This is a genomic window from Microvirga sp. HS2 (genome assembly GCF_055792805.1).
The window spans coordinates 36861-53509 of the sequence record NZ_JBVVAJ010000030.1 but is presented as its reverse complement, the minus strand read 5'-3'; the positions used below and the strand labels follow the sequence as shown (position 1 = coordinate 53509).

The 16649-nt window shown below is 61.9% G+C and carries 14 protein-coding genes; 5 read left to right on the top strand and 9 right to left on the bottom strand.

All coding sequences use genetic code 11. From position 1 onward, the window contains the following. Positions 1-5 precede the first annotated feature (5 nt). From ACS5Q0_RS21195 to ACS5Q0_RS21185, 3 genes are all read right to left on the bottom strand, one after another. Positions 6-857, bottom strand: coding sequence for a carbohydrate ABC transporter permease (locus tag ACS5Q0_RS21195; protein ID WP_473128637.1), 852 nt, complete (start codon positions 855-857; stop codon positions 6-8). After that, positions 857-1732: a carbohydrate ABC transporter permease gene (locus tag ACS5Q0_RS21190; RefSeq protein WP_473128650.1), complete on the bottom strand. Its 876-nt coding sequence runs from the start codon at positions 1730-1732 to the stop codon at positions 857-859. The genes ACS5Q0_RS21195 and ACS5Q0_RS21190 overlap by 1 nt, the downstream gene beginning before the upstream one ends. A gap of 76 nt (positions 1733-1808) precedes the next feature. Then, a complete protein-coding gene (locus ACS5Q0_RS21185) occupies positions 1809-3074 on the bottom strand; it encodes an extracellular solute-binding protein (RefSeq protein WP_473128636.1) in 1266 nt (421 codons plus the stop codon). A gap of 153 nt (positions 3075-3227) precedes the next feature. On the opposite strand from ACS5Q0_RS21185, the gene ACS5Q0_RS21180 reads away from it, so the two are divergent. The 3 genes from ACS5Q0_RS21180 to ACS5Q0_RS21170 are packed head-to-tail and all read left to right on the top strand — an operon-like array spanning position 3228 to position 7783. Beyond that, on the top strand, positions 3228-4481 hold the full coding sequence (locus tag ACS5Q0_RS21180) for an ROK family transcriptional regulator (protein ID WP_473128635.1): 1254 nt from the start codon (positions 3228-3230) through the stop codon (positions 4479-4481). Beyond that, on the top strand, positions 4471-6867 hold the full coding sequence (locus ACS5Q0_RS21175) for a PIG-L family deacetylase (protein ID WP_473128634.1): 2397 nt from the start codon (positions 4471-4473) through the stop codon (positions 6865-6867). The genes ACS5Q0_RS21180 and ACS5Q0_RS21175 overlap by 11 nt, the downstream gene beginning before the upstream one ends. 16 nt (positions 6868-6883) lie before the next feature. Further along, on the top strand, positions 6884-7783 hold the full coding sequence (locus ACS5Q0_RS21170) for a DMT family transporter (protein ID WP_473128633.1): 900 nt from the start codon (positions 6884-6886) through the stop codon (positions 7781-7783). A 3-nt stretch (positions 7784-7786) separates the two neighbouring features. Here the strand turns inward: ACS5Q0_RS21170 and ACS5Q0_RS21165 are convergent, their stop codons facing one another. Further along, positions 7787-9229 carry an ATP-binding protein gene (locus ACS5Q0_RS21165; RefSeq protein WP_473128632.1) on the bottom strand — a complete coding sequence of 481 codons (1443 nt, stop codon included), beginning with the start codon at positions 9227-9229 and terminating at the stop codon, positions 7787-7789. A gap of 1 nt (position 9230) precedes the next feature. Beyond that, positions 9231-9890, bottom strand: a complete 660-nt coding sequence (locus ACS5Q0_RS21160) for a winged helix-turn-helix domain-containing protein (RefSeq protein WP_473128631.1) — start codon at positions 9888-9890, stop codon at positions 9231-9233. 415 nt (positions 9891-10305) lie between these two features. Between ACS5Q0_RS21160 and ACS5Q0_RS21155 the strand changes: the two genes are divergently transcribed. Then, positions 10306-10698: a RidA family protein gene (locus ACS5Q0_RS21155; RefSeq protein WP_473128630.1), complete on the top strand. Its 393-nt coding sequence runs from the start codon at positions 10306-10308 to the stop codon at positions 10696-10698. Positions 10699-10825: 127 nt separating this feature from the next. Further along, entirely contained in the window at positions 10826-11809 is a 984-nt protein-coding gene (locus tag ACS5Q0_RS21150; protein WP_473128629.1) for a LysR family transcriptional regulator, read from the top strand. Between the two features lie 25 nt (positions 11810-11834). On the opposite strand, the gene ACS5Q0_RS21145 is transcribed toward ACS5Q0_RS21150, so the two are convergent. The 4 genes from ACS5Q0_RS21145 to ACS5Q0_RS21130 all read right to left on the bottom strand — a co-directional run bounded on the left by ACS5Q0_RS21145 (position 11835) and on the right by ACS5Q0_RS21130 (position 16163). Next, the gene (locus ACS5Q0_RS21145; RefSeq protein WP_473128628.1) at positions 11835-13115 is read right to left on the bottom strand and encodes a TRAP transporter large permease; all 1281 of its coding nucleotides are present in this window, start codon (positions 13113-13115) and stop codon (positions 11835-11837) included. Between the two features lie 4 nt (positions 13116-13119). Then, on the bottom strand, positions 13120-13656 hold the full coding sequence (locus ACS5Q0_RS21140) for a TRAP transporter small permease (RefSeq protein WP_473128627.1): 537 nt from the start codon (positions 13654-13656) through the stop codon (positions 13120-13122). Positions 13657-13806: 150 nt separating this feature from the next. After that, positions 13807-14895: a TRAP transporter substrate-binding protein gene (locus ACS5Q0_RS21135; protein ID WP_473128626.1), complete on the bottom strand. Its 1089-nt coding sequence runs from the start codon at positions 14893-14895 to the stop codon at positions 13807-13809. Positions 14896-15023: 128 nt separating this feature from the next. Then, positions 15024-16163: a hypothetical protein gene (locus tag ACS5Q0_RS21130; RefSeq protein WP_473128625.1), complete on the bottom strand. Its 1140-nt coding sequence runs from the start codon at positions 16161-16163 to the stop codon at positions 15024-15026. Positions 16164-16649: the final 486 nt, after the last annotated feature.

Sequence of the window (16649 nt, the reverse complement as noted above, 5' to 3'; positions counted from 1 at the left end):
GACTTTTAGCCTTTAAGTCCGGCCAGCATCACGCCTCGGACGATGTAGCGTTGAAGGAACAGGAAGATGACGAGTGTCGGAAGGGTCGCGATGCTCGCGCCCGTCATGATCTTTTCCCACTGGATCGACTGCTCGACCGCGAAGCTGGAGAGGCCGACAGGCAGCGTGTAGAGGTCGGCGCTCGTGGTTACGATGAGTGGCCAGAAGAAAGCCGTCCAGTTGCCTAGGAAGGTAAAGATCGCAAGCGCCGACAGGGCAGGGGTGACGAGCGGCATGGCGATTTTCCACCAGATGGTGAACTCGTTAAGCCCGTCGATCCGCGCGGCCTCCAGGAAGTCGTTCGGAACGCCTTCGAAAAACTGCTTCATCAGGAAGGTGCCGAAGGCGGTCATCATGCCCGGGAACATGATGCCCCAATAGCTGTCCAGCCAACCGAACTGGCTCGCCATGAGATACCAGGGCAGAACCAGCATCTCCGTTGGGATCATCAAGGTGGACAGGATCGCGATGAAGACGACATATCGGCCCCTGAAGCGGAACTTGGCCAGCGTATAGCCGACCAAACTGTCGAAGAAGACATTCGAAAGCGTGACGATCACTGCCACGACCATCGAATTGACGAACCACCGTGTGAAGCGCCCGTCGCCGAGAATCTCGATATAGTTGTCGAGCGTCGGCGTGGCTGGAATCACGCGCAGGTCATAAACCTGTGAGGCGTCCTTGAGAGACGTCGACAGCATGAACAGGAGGGGCGTCACCATGATGACGCCGCCGATGAACAGGAGCGTCCATGCGACGATCCGGCCGGGCCTCATCCGCGGCATGGTCAGTCCTTGAGGAGATGCGGCATTTGTCATCAGCGATCTCTCATGAGGCGCAGTTGGACGAGGGAGATGACGAGCAGGATCAGGAACAGGACGACCGTCTGAGCCGCTGCATAGCCCATCTCATAGGAGCTGAATGCCGTCTGATAGATCATCAGCACGAGGGGCTTGGTCGAATTCAAAGGTCCGCCGGGATCGTTCGTATTGATGTTGTAGACCTGGTCGAAGATGCGCAGGAAGCCGATCGACGAGAACACGACGAGGAAAACCAGAGTCGGCTTGAGCAGCGGAAGGGTAATCTTGCGGAGGATCGCGCCCTCCGAAAGTCCATCAATGCGCGCAGCTTCGTAATAGGTAACAGGGATGGCCCGCAAACCGGCGAGAAAGATGATGATCTGGAAGCCGAGGCCCGCCCAGACCGCGGGAGCCAGAACGGCAGGCAGCGCCTGTGTAGTCGAGCGCAGGAACGGCTGCTGAGCAATGCCGAAGCTCGAAAGGATGTCGTTGATTACGCCGATGGGAACCGGCTGATAGAACCAGCGCCAGACCCACGCCATCGCTGCCGCCGTCGTCAGGAACGGCAGGAAATACAGCGCGCGAATAAACGAATGCATGAAGCGCACGCGGTCGAGATAATAAGCCACGACGAACGAGATCAGCAGGCTGATCGGCGTGCCCAGGATCAGATACATGAAGGTGTTTCGGAACACCTGCCAGAAAAGGAGATCCCCAAACAGCCTCCTGTAGTTCTCAAGCCCGACAAAGGTGGCTGGCCGCGTGATGCTCCAGTCCGTGACCGACAGGTAGAATGCCTGGAAGGTCGGCCAGAAGCGGATCACCGCATAGAAGATCAGTGGAACCGCGAGGAAGCCCCACGCCCATATCACGTGTTTCTGGCCGAGGCTCATCCTCGACCAGAGGCCGCCTTGGGCGGCCTCCCGATGTGCGACAACGGACATTGGTTCGATCCTCGCGGATTTCGTCTTAGCGCTTGGCGCGGTCGATGATCGCCTGTTCGTCCTGGGCTGCCTTGGTGAGCGAGGCCTTTGGATCCTCGCCGCCGATCAGGACGCGATTGACCATGTCGATGGCCACCTGCCGTTGGGCCGCCTCGTCTTTGAACATGGTCGTATGAGCATATTCGAGACCCTTGAGGAAGGGACCATAGATCGGGTGAGCGGTGTTCTCGGGCGTGAGAGCTGCCGCACGGCGAGCCGGTAGTTCACCAACCACTTCCATCCAGATCTTCATGGCTTCGGGCGAGGAGACATAGGCGAGGAACTTCTCGGCCGCTGCGAGTTTCTCGCCCTCCGCCTTCGTGGTGATCGCGTTGGCGAAATAGCTGGCATAGTTGCTGCGCAGGCCCTGAGCGTTGGCAGGCAGCTCGGTCACGCCCCATTCGAAGCCCTTGATCGTGTTGAAGGAGCCTAGACGGAAGGTGCCGTCGATGGTCATGGCGGCAAGGCCAGCCCTGAAGGCCGCCTGTCCTTCGTCCATGAAGCCGACCTGGCCGACCTTATGCTTCTGCTGGAGATCCGTGTAGAAGGTCAGGGCCTTCAGGCCGGCCTCGTCGTTATAGGTGACCTTGGTATCGTTATCCGTATAGGGAGCGCCGTCGAACTGACGGATCAGCACTTCGCGCCACCATTGATGGTCCTGTCCGGCCATGTCGAGCGTCATGCCGGCGGAAACGATGTTGCCGCTGCCATCGCGCTTGGTGGTTTTCTCGGCCGCGGCGACGAGCTCGTCGAGCGTCTTGGGCGGATTGTTGGGATCGAGGCCCGCGTCCTTGAAAGCCTTCTTGTTGTAGAACAGCGCCAGCGAGCGCACCGCCGTCGGCAGGCCGTAATAGTCGTTTCCACGCTTCATCGCGCTTACGATCGGGAAGAAGTCGCGCTCAATATCAGCAGCCGGGAAAGCTTCCGCGCGCAGGGGACGGATCATCTTGCCCGCGATGAAATTGTCGGTCCACCCATAGAAGAGCTGCACCACGTCCGGCCCCTGACCAGCCAGGATCGCGGCCGCGACTTTCGTCTGGTAGTCCGCGTAGGGGAAGGTGGTCTGCTTGACCTTGATGTCCGGGTTCGCCTCCTGGAACTTGGTGATCAGCTGGTTCATCGCTTTGACGCGAGTGTCAAACACGTACTGCCAGTATTCGATCTCGACAGCCTTGGCGCCGAACGCCGTCAGGGTGGCGCAGCCCATAGCGACGCTCGCGAGCAGATGACGAAAACGCATATCCCTCTCCATTATTGCCCGGCGCTAAGCGCCGACTTTTCACCGGTGGCGGTTCAGGACCGTCCCCGTGTTCAGGCTCACCCAAGTGCCGGCGGCCTGTCAATAACATAATTCACTTGAGTTATTCTTTTCGGCGCGTCATCGTAATATGGTGGAGTGTCGGAGATGCCGAGAAAATCCAGCACCGGTTCGTCGTCGACGATCGGAAGCAATCCGGAGCGCAACCGCTCTCATAATCGCCGCGTGGTGTTGGATGTCGTGCGTCAGCTAGGTCCCGTCGGGCGGATGGAGATCTCGCGCCATGCGCATCTGAGCACGCAGGCGGTCTCGAACATCGTCGAGGATCTTGTCGCGGACGGCCTTCTCATCAAGACCGGTCGGCTTCGGGCAGGCCGTGGCCTCCCGCCGATCCAGTTCGCGGTCAATCCGAACGGCGCCATGACCGCAGGCGTTGAAATCGCCGCGGATCATATCTCCACTCTTCTGGTCGATCTCGGCGGTTGCGTTCGCGCTCAGCGGACCCTGCCGATCCAACGGAACGATCCCGATGCGGTGCTCCCCATCATCAAGGCTGAAATCGAGGCGGCTCGGGCGCAACTGAAGCCTCCCGTCCCGCAGCTTCTCGGGGTCGGGGTCGTCATGCCGGGCCCGTTCAATGTCGAGGGCATGACATCCGTTGGGCCGACGACCTTGTCGGGATGGCTGGACTTCGATGCCGTGAGCGGGATCGGGCAAGTGCTGGGATCGCCCATTACCCTTGAGAACGATGCCACCGCCGCGGCCGTCGGCGAGCGGCTTCACGGAGCCGCCAAGGACCTGAAGAATTTTGGCCTGATTTTCTTCGGCCAGGGCCTGGGGCTGGGGATCATGATCGATGGCCGCCCGTACCGGGGAGCCAACGGCAATGCGGGCGAGATCGGGCATGTGCTCGTCGAGAAAGGCGGGCGCCTCTGCTCGTGCGGCCAGCACGGATGTCTCGAGGCCTATGCCTCCATCCACGCCCTGACCGAACGGCTGAAGGCAGCCGGGCTCCAGGGGATCGATTATGCGCGCCTGGAGCAGCTTCATCGTGACAGGCACCCTGTCGTCGGTGCGTGGATCCAGGAGGCTGCCGGGTATCTCGCGCCGCAGATCGCCATGCTGGAAAACCTCTTCGATCCAGAGGCGGTCGTGATCGGCGGTGCTCTTCCGCCGAGTCTGCTGGAGGATCTCATTCAGGCCATGCAGCCGCTCCCCCTGTCGGTCGCGCGTCGCAGGAACCGGAGCGATGCACGCCTGGTTCAGGGGCGGACAGGCCGGTTCACGGCCGCGCTCGGCGCAGCTGCCTTGCCGCTCCTGGAAACAATGACGCCCCGGCTCGACACGGCTCAGGCAGCTCACCGGGAGCAATCGAACGAGGAGGCCTCTCGTGCTGAGTGACCACGATCGTCTTGCGCGTGCTGTCCATCAACCGGCGCTTGTCCGCCTGCATCGCGCTTTGAGCCGATTGCGGTCCACCGTCACGGTCATGAATACAGGGGCGCATCCGGACGACGAGATCAACGGCATGCTGGCAGCCTTGAGGTTTGCTTACGGCATGCGCATCGTCGTGGCCTGTTCCACAAGGGGGGAGGGTGGCCAGAATGCCCTCGGGCCGGAGCGGGCAGCCGCCTTGGGCGTGCTGAGAACTGCCGAAATGGAGGAGGCCGCCCGCCGCATGGATGCCGACGTGGCATGGCTCGGCCACGGACCGGAGGATCCGGTTCATGATTTCGGCTTCTCCAAGAACGGAGACGATACGCTCAAGCGATGGGGCGAGGAACGCATCGTCGAGCGGCTTGTCCGGGCTTATCGGCAGTACCGGCCGGATATCGTCATCCCAACCTTCCTGGATGTGCCGGGACAGCATGGCCACCACCGGGCCATGACGCGGGCAGCCGAAACGGCATGGGCCTTGGCCGCCGACCCGTCGGCCTTCCCGGAACACGCGAAACTGGGTCTTCTGCCCTGGCAGGTGTGCAAATTCTATCTCCCGGCGTGGTCAGGTGCGGGCTATGCGTACGATGATGAAGTGCCGCCACCACCCGCGACGCTCGACATCCAGGTTGCCGGGGGCGACGATGTCACCGGTCTGGCCTACCGGCAGCTCGGCGAGTGGTCCCGGGCCGCGCATGCGTCCCAGGGCATGGGCGTGTGGCGCGACAACCCGACCGATCGGTGGAGCCTTCATTTGAAGCTTCGGTCCGGTCATGCGCCGAAGTCTGAACGCGACATTCGCGATCACTTGCCTGCAACCCTTGCCGACCTTGCCGCAGCGCCGGGACTGTCACGCGCTGCGGCTGATGCTCTGCGGGACGCGCAGGAGGACATCGATGCGGGCATCGCCGCATTCCCGGAACGTACGCGGATCGGCGGAGCGCTCGCTCGGGCGGCGCGCCTGATCGAAACAGCCAAAAGCGACCTGGATCGGGAGATCGCGGACCGAATGGGACATCGTCTCGACCGCAAGCTGCGGGAGATCGATGCCGTCCTTTTTGCGGTCCACGCGCGTTCGGCACGTGCAGTCTTCAAGGGCGCAGGCCATCCGGGAGCACGGATGGCCTTCGACATCCGCATCGACGCCCCTGATCTTGCGAACCTTGCGGTCTCACCCCGTCTTCCCGAAGGAATGGACGTGATCGGGAGGAGCGAAGAGATGGCGCATGTCGAATACGCGCTCGCGGTTTCGGCTTCGGCATCTCATACGAGCAATTACCCTGAAGCCTTCGATCCCATGGGAGGCAATGGCGCGGCGGGAGCCGTCGTCTCGGGCGATATCGACGGACGCACCATCAGGGTCGATCTGGACCCCGAGGAGCCGCTGAGGATCGGCCCCTTGCAGTCCTTGTCTTTCGATCCGGACATGGCTGTCATCAGGGCTGGAGCTCGCCCATCCGGTATTCGGGTCCAAGCCATGGGGGCTCGTCCCACGGAATGGCGGACGCCGGACGGCTGGACCGTTCGAGCGGATGACAACGACTGGATCATCGATCCGCCGCAACGCGCGATCGCCGGGATCGCAAGGCTCATTCCGATCGTGGATGGCAGACCGGCGAGTCGAGTTCAGACGGTTGCCTATCCTCACATCCGGCCTTCCGCCTTCGTTGCTCCGGCGGAGGTCAAAGTCCTGACGCTCGATGTCGCTCTTCCGGCCGGTGCACGGATCGGATACGTGGGAGGCGGAAGCGACAATGTCGGCATCCATATGCGTCGCCTCGGCCTTGACGTGACGGATCTCACACAAGCCGATCTGACAGCGGGCTCTCTTTCCGAGTTTACGACCATCGTCATCGGCATCTTTGCGTTCGGACTTCGGCGGGACCTCCAGGCCGCGAGCGGGCGCCTTCATCGCTTCGTGGAGGAGGGCGGGCACCTGGTGACCCTCTACCACCGCCCGACGGACGGTTGGGATCCCGATCATACGCCGCCGCGCCGCCTCGTCATCGGTTCGCCATCGCTCCGCTGGCGCGTGACCGATCCTTCAGCTCCAGTGACGGTTCTGAATCCGAACAATCCCTTGCTGACATATCCGAACCGGATCGAGGCGGATGACTGGCAGGGCTGGGACAAGGAGAGGGGGCTCTACTTCGCGGCAGAATACGACACGTCCTATGAAGAGCTTCTCGCTCTCAATGATCCGGGAGAAACGCCTCTCAAGGGGTCGCTCATTTCGGCCCGCATCGGGCGGGGGCGCCATACCCATGTGGCGCTCGTGCTGCACCATCAGCTGGACAGGCTGGTTCCCGGCGCCTTCCGGCTGCTTGCGAATCTGACTCAGCCTGCATGACGACCCGTGAGAGGACATGGCGGCTCCCCCTGAACCCGACCCATCATCGCCTCCGATCCCACTGTGGCGGAGCGCGGGGTGGCTGTTGCTCGACATGGCGCTGGTCACGACCATGCAGGCCATCGTCAAGGCCGAAGGTGAAACCTATCCAGCCGTCCAACTCGTCTTTCTACGCTCACTTGTCGGGTTCATCGCGGTCGCGCCGCTGATATGGCGTCACCGCGCCAAGCTGACGAATCTGTCGAACATCCGCGGCCATCTCACACGGGTCGGATTCAATTCCATCGCGCTGACATTCAACTTCGCCGCTTTCGCGGCGCTGCCCCTCGCGCTGGTGACCGCGATCGGGTTCACCCGGCCGCTCGTGCTCCTGGGCATGGCCGCCCTCATGCTTGGGGAGAGTGTGAGCAGAACACGTTATGTCTTCACGGCCATCGGCTTTCTTGGCGTCGTCATCATGGTTCAGCCGGATGCGATCCCTTGGAACATGGGACTGGTCGCGGCTTTCGGATCGGTCTTCTTCGGATCTCTCGCGGTTGTTCAAACGAGGCGCCTCGCCGGCGAAAACACCGTCGTGCTCATGCTCTTCTACACGGTTGGCCTGACCGTGCTGACGTCGATCCCCGCAGCTATCGTGTGGGTGCCGATCCCCTGGACCGAGGCGCCGAACATCATCCTGGTCGGCGTCCTGGCGCAGTTGGGGCAATATTGCTGGCTTCAGGCTTACCAGAAGCAGGAGGCGCGGCTGCTGGCTCCGATCGGATATCTGTCGATCGTCTTCTCGGGACTGGCAGGTTGGCTCTACTTCGGTGAAGTGCCGTCGTTGGCGCTGTGCCTCGGCGCGGCCATCGTGGTTCTGACGACGATGCTGGCGACACCGGCGGAACGTTGGCTTCGGAGCAAGAGGAGGACGTGACGCTCAGGCCTCTCTTTCTTCAGGTTGAGGATGTCCTGATGGCCGATCGCCGTCAGGAGACGTTCTTTCAGGTCCCCTGATGCGTTCGTGGCTCTGCGAGGGCACCGTGAATCCTGCCTGCACGCCGGAGCGGTCTTGGCGGTTGCGCAGCACGAAGGCGGCTCCTGCGCGCTGGAGCGCGGCGTCGACGATGGCGAGTCCCAGCCCGCTGCCGACAGCGCTGCGATTGCGTCCTCGGAAGAACCGGTTCGTCACAAGGCCGATCTCGTCCTCCGGAATCCCGCACCCTTCGTCTTCGACGACGATGACCGGCGGCGTCGCCCTTGTGTCGAGACGCCATCGCACGAGGCCGCCTTCCGGCGAGTGCTGCACCGCGTTTTCATGAAGGTTGCGCACGACAAGATGGAACAGCTCGCGATTCATGGGAATGTTCATGCGGTCAAGGGCTGGATCGACCTCTACGGTGATGCCGGCCTTGCCCGTTCCGAGATCCGTCGTGATGTCCGAGACGGCACACCCGACCGGGATGCTCTCTACCTTCCCATCATCTGCCGTAGCATCGAGGGCCGACATGGCCAGGAGCTGGCGAACAAGGCGGCTGGTGCGATCAACGGCCACAAGCGTCTGCTGCAGAGCTCCCTGTCGTACTTCCGGATCCCGCGCCGCAAGCGCCACCTGAACCTGCGTTCGAAGACCGGCGAGAGGCGTCCGGAGCTCGTGCGCGGCAAAGGCCGTAAAGCTGCGCTCATGCTCGCGCGCCGCCACGACCTTGCCCAAGAGGCTGTTCAGGGCCTCAACGGCCGGTCGGATCTCCGAGGGCGGATTGCCGACGCTCACTGGGCTCAGATCCTCAGGCCCTCGCGCCTTGAGGCTCTGCGTCAGGCGGCGCAGAGGGTGCAGTCCACGCCCGACGCTGGCCCAGATGAGGAACGCCAGGACCGGAACGATCAAAGCCGCGGGCAGCAACAGGCCACGCACGAGATCCGTCACAAGGCGATCCCGTAAGCCGAGCCTGTCGCCGACGAGCACCCGAATGCCCTTGTCACTGTCGGCGACCGCATAGACGCGCCATGGTTCTCCGCCAACCTCCTGATCGGAGAATCCGCTGGTCTGATGCGAGAGCTCCGCCTCGGGCGCGCCGCTGGAGCGGCCGATCAGACGGCCATCGAACGACCAGATCTGGCACGACAGCTGACGCTCGTAGCCCTGATGGGCCACAATCGGCATGGGAACCGACACGGCCGGAGCGTCGGCCCGGCTTGCGAGCGATATATCACCGCTTGCGACCAGCGAGCCGACCATCCGGGCGGCCTCCATCAGGCGTGTGTCGAGAACATGTTCCAGCTGGCGTTTGGTATCGACGTAGATCCAACCCACCGCCGAGAGCCAGATCAGGCTCGTGGCCGAAATCAGAATGATGAAAAGGCGGGCGCGGATCGAGTTCACGTCAGACGCTCCGGAGGCGGTAGCCGAGGCCGCGCACCGTCTCGATGGTGTCGCGGCCGATCTTGTCGCGGAGGTGATGGATGTGGACCTCGACGGTGTTGCTCTCCACATCCTCCTGCCAACCATAGAGGCGCTCGGCAAGCTGGTCTTTGGACAGGACGATGCCGGAATGGCTCATCAGCGCCTCGAGAATCGAAAATTCACGCCGGGACAAACTCACGGGCTTGCCATCGACCTCGACGGTGCGGCGCCCCGGATCGAGCTCGATCCCGTTCCAGGACAAGGTCGGCGTCGCCCGCCCGCCAGCGCGACGCGAGATGGCCCGCAGGCGGGCGGCGACCTCGTCGAGATCGAACGGCTTGCCGAGATAGTCGTCTGCCCCGCTATCGAGGCCGTCGATCCGGTCCGCTACCGTGTCTCGGGCCGTGAGCAGAAGCACCGGGGTGGCATCCCGACGCTGGCGAAGCTCGCGCAGGATATCGAGGCCCGATCCGTCGGGCAGCATCAGGTCGAGGATGATGGCGTCGAACTCGGCTGTGGCAAGCGCCGCGCGGGCATCGCCGCAGGAGGCAACGCCATCAGCCGTCAATCCATGCAACCCGAGGCCGACCGTCAGGCCGTCGAGCAATACCGTATCGTCTTCAACCACGAGAACGCGCATTGGGAACCTCCTCGACTTCGCTGACCCGCTATCCTTAAGGCTGCCTTAAGGTCGATTGTAAGCTTGGGCGCGTGCCGTCCCAGCTGCGAGGGTTCGCTTGTCCTACAATCTTATCCGAATTGTGTTCTCCCTTGCGGCCGTCGCTCCGGGTTACAGCGGAGCTGAGGTCCAGCTCAAGATCCCGGCACCCGATGAGGCTTCCGGACTTGCCGTTGCGAAGAATGCTGACGGAGGCATCACGCTGGACTAGTCGATTGCTCCGGACATGTACCTTTGTTGCGATCAATTGATCGTCGCGTCGGCATCGAAGGTGGCGGGCCTGCGATGACCCTCCGGCTCCTTGCCGGGGTGAAGCCCAATGTCGTATACGGCCTGGCTGACTTGCGGCCGGGTTCACTACTGAGGGCACTGATCCATGAAACACGTTATCGAGGTTCCGGTCATATCGGACGCAATCCGCAGGCTTGGAGCGCCGACCTCGGCGATTGTGCGCATGGGCGATCTCCTCTTCACCTGCGGGATGCCGCCGATCGATGACCTGACCGGCGAGATCGTGACGGGCTCTATCGAGCAACAGACACGCGCCTCGCTCAACGCCCTCAAGATCGCGCTGGAATACGCCGGATCCTCGCTCTCGGATGTCGTCAAGGCGACGATCTATGTGACCGATCCTGCATTCATGGGCGACGTCAATGCGGTCTACCGGGAATTTTTTGGTGATGATTGGCCGGCCAGGACGTCGGCTGCGATCAGACCGTGGACATTGCCGTTCGACATCGAGATCGAGTGCATCGCCGCTGCAAAATGAACGCGTCGGGCTCGGCCCTTCGATCCATGAAGCTGTTTCCCTGGCGCGTCGTGCGGGCAGATGGATCAGCCGGTGGGTGGGACCTTAGGATCTGTGCCAGAAAAGGCGGAAGCTGTCAGGGTGGACTATGCGACTGCTCGATCGAACAGCAGGTCAACTGAACTGGAACCTGCTGCGAACCTTTCTGATCATTGTTGAAGAGCGCAGCATCACGCGTGCTGCCGACCGTCTCTCCCTTCGGCAACCATCGGTCAGTGCTGCGCTCCGGCGGCTTGAGGAGACGCTCGATTGCCAGCTCATCGAGCGGGACAGCCGTCGCTTCACCCTGACGGAACAAGGAGAGGTGCTCTATCGGGAATGCGATGAGATCTATCGGCGTGTCTGCAGACTCGGGGAGAAGCTCAATGGCATTCACAACGAGATCTCCGGCCTGGTCCGTCTGCTCCTCGTGACCCAGGTGATCTGGCCGGACCTCGACCGTGCCATTGCGGCGCTCCACAGGAAACATAAGAAGGTAACGTTCAAAATCGAGATCGCCAACAGCCAAGAGATCGTGCGGGCTGTGGCACAGCGCATTGCGCCCTTCGGCATCTGCCTTCTCGGAAAACCCGCCCCAGGGCTGGACTGCCGGTTGTTGTTCCGTGAGGAATTCGGCCTGTATTGCGGCGTGGACCACCCCCTGAGCCAACGGCTCGTCGTGACAATCGACGAGCTTCAGGCAGAGCCGTGGGTATCCTTCACCTGTGCGGAAAGTGGCGGTTCGCTCGAGCCGATGAATGCCCTTCGAGAGAGCGCGGGACTTGGTCACCACGTCATCGCCTCGAGCCCTCACCTGGAGGAATTGCAGCGCCTGATCGGGGCTGGAATTGGCATTGGCCTGCTCCCGTGCGCAGCCGTCGAGGCAAGTGTTTATGCAACGCGCTTAAAGCGCTTGCCGTTCGAACACCGCGCTCTTGGGGCTGACCTTTATCTCGTGACGAACCCAAGCCAGCCCCTTGAGAGAGCAGAAGCTGCTTTCCTTGAGACGCTCCTGGAAATAACGAGCAGCGGGACCCGGGAAACAGGCGATGCCCTTGCTGTGATCTCTCGAAGGATCCGTCAGACGAGATGAGGTCGCGCCCGTGCGCGACCTGCGCTCACGACAGGAGCCGCGGCAGGAAAAGCGCGATCTGGGGGACGAACAGCACCAGCAGCATGACCGCAATCATGACGCCGATAAAGGCCGTGAGGTAGCCGAAGGACGCCGACATCGGGATGCCTCCGACCCGGCAGGCCGCCATCAGGTCGATTCCGAGCGGAGGCGTATTGGCGCCGATGGCGAGATTGAGCGTCAGCAAGATCCCGAAATAGACCGGATCGATATGGTAGTGCTGCATGATCGGCAGAAACACCGGGGCGAGGATCAGGATGATCGCGATTGTTTCCATGAAGGTGCCGAGAATCAGCACGATCAGCATCATCAGCAGGAGCGCGACGGTGGTGCTGTTCGTGAAGGTGCTGATGAACTCCACCATGTGCTGAGGGACCTGTTCGGCGGATAGTATCCAGCCAAAGAGGCTCGCGGTCGCAATCACGAACAGGATGCCGCCGGTTGCTTCCGTCGTCTGTTTCACTTGATCGATGATGATGCGCCACGTGAGGGCGCGGTAGACCAGGCCGCCAACGATCAAGGCATAGGCGACGGCAACGCCGGCTGCTTCAGTCGGAGTGAAGAAACCGCCTCTGATGCCTCCGACGATGATGACGGGCGCCAGAAGCGCGAGCCAGGCACTTCCGAGCGCCTGCCTCAGTTCAGCCCACGAGAACGCCTTGCCGCCTCGCCAGTCGTTCTTCCTGGCGATGAAGTAGGCCACGATCATGAGCCCTATGCCGGTCAGAATTCCCGGCACGATGCCTGCCACGAAAAGCTGGCCAATGGATGTGTTCGTCGCCGTCCCATAGACGATCATGACGATGCTGGGCGGAATGACCGTGCCCAGCGATCCGGCGCAGCCGAGGAGCGCACAAGAGAATCCCTGATCGTAGCCCCGTTCACGCATGGCCGGAAGCATCATCGTGCCAATTGCCATCACGTCCGCCACACCGGACCCCGACAGGGCTCCGAACAACATCGCTCCCATGACGGTGACAAGGGCCAGGCCTCCCGTCGTGCGACCGACCAAGGCGCTGCAGAGACGAATGATCCGCGGGGTCAGATCCCCGTGAAGGAGCAGCAACCCCGCAAGAAGAAACAAGGGAATTGCCAACAAAGTGAACGAGTCGACGCCGGCGACCATCCGCTGGGCGACGATGATGAGGGGAGCAAGATCCGAAAACGCGAGATAGCCGGCGGAGGCCAGACCGAGCGCAACGGCGATCGGAACGTCGATGGCGACAAGAACGGCAAACAAGCCGAGAAGGAGAATAAGGCCGTTCATGGGATCAGCGTTTCAGAAAGGCGACGAGTGCGACGATAAAGGACAGGGCAGCGCACACAGGCAAGGCGAGATATGTCCATGCCACGGGGATCTGCAGTGCGGTCGACAGAGACGCCCAGGTGCGAGACGTCAGATCCCATCCGGTCCAAGCGACAATCGCCATGAACCCGATCGTGCAGAGGTCCGCGACCCGCGAAAGAACGGCTCGCGCGCGTTCATTCCGGACGATCAGCGGCATAATCCCCGCCGACAAATGCGACCGACATGCCGTGGAAACGGCAACACCAAGAAACGTGACCCAAATCAGGAGGAGACGCGGCACCTCCTCCGCCCAGTGCGGCGTGCGATTGAAGAGGAAACGCAGCGCGACTGTGTAAATGACCGACGCGGAGAATATGGCGACGCCGATCGAGCCCATCACAAGCGTGATGTGCTTGATGAACTCCTCCAGACGGGAGAGCTTACGGCTTGCGTCAGATAGAGCCATATCTGCCTCCAGCAAAGCGGGGTGAGCATTCGCCCATATGGTTCGAGAAAACAACCCGCTTTTTCATGTCCGCTGTCGCTGTGAGCGCAATAAAGCTCCAGCCTCCGGCGGCTGGCGATAAGATACCGGCCAGCCGGAGGCTGGAGGAAGCCCCTGAGGGATTCCCGTCGAGACGAACGGCTTCGTCTCGACGTCGGTTGAGCATTACTGGCGATATTTATTGAGCAGGGCCATGAACTCGGGGCCGTAGACAGCTTCCTGCGACTTCCAGACCGGCTGGACGGCGGCAACGAAAGGTGCCGTGTCGACCTTGTTGACGATCATGCCTTTTTCCTCGAGCTTCTTGATGAAGTCGGCGTCGGACTCGGTGATCATCTTACGCTGCTCGTCACGCCATTTCGCAGCGGCCGCCTTCACGATCTTCTGGTCGTCCTCGCCGATACGGTCCCAAACAGATTTGGAGACGGCGAGGCACGCCGCGCCCCATACGTGGCCGGTGAGGGACAGATGTTTCTGAACTTCGAAGAACGACGACCCGTAAATGATCGAGAGGGGGTTCTCCTGTGCGTCGAACACGCCTTGCTGCAGGGCCGAGTAGAGTTCGCCGAAGGCGAGAGGAGCAGGTTCGGCACCGAGGGCCGTGAAGGTATCAAGCCGGACCTTGTCCGGGGTCACGCGGATCTTCAGACCTTTCAGATCTTCAGGCTTGTTGATCGACCGCTTGCTGTTGGTCACATGGCGATAGCCGTTCTCCCACCAGCTGAGAACGACGATGTTCTTAGCCAGTAGGAGCTTATCCAGAGCAGCGCCGAGGTCGCCGTCGAAGGCCGCGAAGGCCTTCTCACGCGTCGGCCATGCATAGGGGAGCTCGACAATGCCCATCTTCGGTTCGATCGGCTGGAATGAGCCGCTGCCGATCACGCCTGCTTGGACAGTGCCGATCTGCAGTCCTTCGACGACCTCGCGCTCGCTGCCGAGCTGACCGCCAGAAAAGACCTGGATGTTCACGCGCCCTTGCGTCTCGCGTGCGACCTGCTCAGCAAAGCCTTTGCTCGCGACATGCCAGCTGTGGCTGTCCGTCAGCACATGACCGAGGCGGATCGTGACCGGTTTCGATTGAGCCGTGGCTTCTAGGCTGCAGAAAGACATGGAGAGTGCGCTCAGCGCACCGGCCACGAAGCAACGACGTAACATAATGGAATCCTCTGGGTTTGAGATGCTGTTTAATTTGTTGGATCGGCAGACAGCCGATGCTCTTTTAGCCAACTTCTGCTGCGTGGCCAGATCGGTCAAATAGAAACAGACTATGCCTCACATAGCTTCACTCGATCGGACCACCGGGCGCCACGTGAGCATGATCCTCTCCCGGATAGTGTTCTGGTCGCAGAGGGAAGGGCACGGAGGGGCATCCTTCAGGAGGATCAGGCCTCAGACGCCTTACGTCCAGCCACCAGACGCAAGGAACCGGCGGCTCCTGTCACCTTTGGCTGATCGAAGTTGAGGTTGCCGAGTTTCCAGGACTGGAGAACCACGGAGGTGTTCCCAATAGCCTTCGGCTTCACGCCGCCTTCCCTGGTGCGCTCGATGATCAGAGCCTTGCCGCTCCATTCCAGCAGGAGGCGGTCATCGGGGTCGAATCCGGCATTGTCCCACAATTCTCGCGGCAGACGGATGGAGGTGTAAAATCGGTCCGGACGTTTGGCGTCCGCGATAGACCTCACCGCGACGGGATGGGAGGTAGCCTGATCCGCTTCATGTTTGGCGCGCCGCACGCCCGGTCGCCGCCGCGGAGGCGTTTGCGCCTGGCTCTCTGCGGGCTCCGCCGGGTCGACATCGCTGCCACGCACGGGCTCTCCCATCGTCTCGGCCTCCTCCGGAGGCTGTCGGTCCATCGCGGGAAACGGCTCGTGCGGCCCGGTCCGAACCGCGCCGGCCACATGGCGAAGGCTGCCCGAGAGGCTCTCGGCGGATTGAATGAGGGCAGGGGCCAAACGCGCGACGGCATCGACCTGCCGATCACCAAGTGTCACTAACTGACCCACCTGCTCGGCGATCAGTTCCATGGCCGAACGCAGGCCTTTCAGGTCAGCAGCCATGCCAGCCAGAACCTGCTCGACCTCCGTGGACGGGATCGGCATGGGCGCTGATGGCTGCGGAGCCCTCGGAGCGGATGCCTGGGACTGCGGCGCCTCCTTGGGACGGAAAACCTCCGCCGCCAGAGCCTCGGGCTTACCGAGGTGCCGGGCCAGGATATCGGCTGTAGCCCGGTGGCGTTTATCGGCCGGTTCGGCCGTGCGTTGCGGCTGGCCTGACGATCTCGTCTCGGGCGAGCCCTGGGAGCGCGCCAAGCAGGCCGTGCAGATGTCGTCGGAGCGGCTTCGCCCGAGCAGCCATCCTCGATCGTTAAAGTAACGTTTTACAACATCATGACCGACGGACTTATTGGCCTCGTAGGCGTCTGTCCTGCCGCATTCGGAGCAGCGAATGCTAAAGCGGAACTTGGAGGGAGTGCCGCCGCTGCGCGTGATCTGCGGCTCGAACTGGCGTGCGATGCCGGGCATCTGGCTCATCCTGATCGTTAGAGAAGACAATGGATTTAAAAAAGACTGAGCGTCTCGAGCGTCTCGTTCTGAAATCGGTTGTTTGGATTCGATGGGGACCTAGCATCGAACCTGAAAAATTCCAACCGGAAGGTCGAGAGGCTATTATGGACCCGGCTCAAGGTCATATAGCCGTTGGGGCAAGTTGACCTCAACTCGCAAGCCTTACCCCGACGTCTTCGATGAAATATGGGCGTATGTCGCGCCGTACTTGGTGCTCCTGTCCGGAGAGCGGCGCTCGCGTCGGCTAAGATGGTGCCAAGCGCAAGGAGGGCTCCAAGCAGTTCACGTCACCCCCGCCACTGGCGAGAGGGCCGATTTGGCCTAAGTCGATCAGGGCTCTACGGGTGAGAGGGCCGCCGAAGCCAGTGCGCCGCACCCATTCGGATCTCAAGGTCTTGAAGACGGTCTCGACCACTCTGCATTGCCGAAGCCGTTGCCCTTCCC

What these genes read in the sequence shown, in the direction of transcription:
- ACS5Q0_RS21195 (WP_473128637.1), bottom strand. Translation starts at nt 857, where the DNA reads ATGACAAATGCCGCATCTCCTCAAGGACTGACCATGCCGCGGATGAGG.
- ACS5Q0_RS21190 (WP_473128650.1), bottom strand. Translation starts at nt 1,732, where the DNA reads ATGAGCCTCGGCCAGAAACACGTGATATGGGCGTGGGGCTTCCTCGCG.
- ACS5Q0_RS21185 (WP_473128636.1), bottom strand. Translation starts at nt 3,074, where the DNA reads ATGGAGAGGGATATGCGTTTTCGTCATCTGCTCGCGAGCGTCGCTATG.
- ACS5Q0_RS21180 (WP_473128635.1), top strand. Translation starts at nt 3,228, where the DNA reads ATGCCGAGAAAATCCAGCACCGGTTCGTCGTCGACGATCGGAAGCAAT.
- ACS5Q0_RS21170 (WP_473128633.1), top strand. Translation starts at nt 6,884, where the DNA reads ATGGCGGCTCCCCCTGAACCCGACCCATCATCGCCTCCGATCCCACTG.
- ACS5Q0_RS21160 (WP_473128631.1), bottom strand. Translation starts at nt 9,890, where the DNA reads ATGCGCGTTCTCGTGGTTGAAGACGATACGGTATTGCTCGACGGCCTG.
- ACS5Q0_RS21155 (WP_473128630.1), top strand. Translation starts at nt 10,306, where the DNA reads ATGAAACACGTTATCGAGGTTCCGGTCATATCGGACGCAATCCGCAGG.
- ACS5Q0_RS21150 (WP_473128629.1), top strand. Translation starts at nt 10,826, where the DNA reads ATGCGACTGCTCGATCGAACAGCAGGTCAACTGAACTGGAACCTGCTG.
- ACS5Q0_RS21145 (WP_473128628.1), bottom strand. Translation starts at nt 13,115, where the DNA reads ATGAACGGCCTTATTCTCCTTCTCGGCTTGTTTGCCGTTCTTGTCGCC.
- ACS5Q0_RS21130 (WP_473128625.1), bottom strand. Translation starts at nt 16,163, where the DNA reads ATGCCCGGCATCGCACGCCAGTTCGAGCCGCAGATCACGCGCAGCGGC.